1 protein-coding gene is annotated in these 549 nt (G+C 46.1%); it reads right to left on the bottom strand.

The genetic code is table 11. The annotated features are described in order from the left end of the window. Positions 1–64: 64 nt before the first annotated feature. Positions 65–549 (bottom strand): conjugative transfer protein MobI(A/C) (gene mobI / locus R7Z50_RS30195; protein ID WP_318150107.1); only part of this gene is annotated, 485 nt, incomplete at its 5' end.

Here is a 549-nt window from a genome sequence, read left to right as displayed (position 1 = left end):
TTACTTAAATCAATCTCCTTGTTTAGTTGTGCGATGCCGACGTTGGGCGTGGTTTTCTTAGTCATTATGCTTCTCCATTTTGGGATTTTTGAAAGTGCTCACGAAGCTTGTGAAGTCGTTTTGTACAGATTTGCGCTTTTTGTTTGATGGTGAGGATTTCATGCCGCACTTCGCGGATCAGTGCGAAGGCATCTTCTGTGTACTCAATAAGCTCGGATTCCCATTCCGAGTTTGCTTTTAGAAAGCGGCTAGGTGGGTAACGAAAGCCTTTGCCTTTGGCTAAATGCTTTGAGCGAACACGCTGTTCTTTGTTGTTTCGCTGTGACATTTGATTAGCACTGAGATACCAGTTGTAGTACCAAGCCGCTTCAAAGCGATGGTTGCGAATCCGAACCCGACAGCCGTAGCGGCCAGGTGAGGTTTCCTTATGGGCTCTATGGGTTCGCCAAAACTGGTTAGCGTAGTAACTGGCTAAAAACTCCAGTAGATAGGGTTCCTGCATTGCAAAGTTTTCGATATCAGCGAGGGCTTTGAGCGATTGTGATAGAG

The organism is Vibrio sp. 1249-1 (assembly GCF_033340495.1).
The sequence above is the reverse complement of the archived record's forward strand: the minus strand, read 5'-3'. Positions and strand labels throughout refer to the sequence as shown.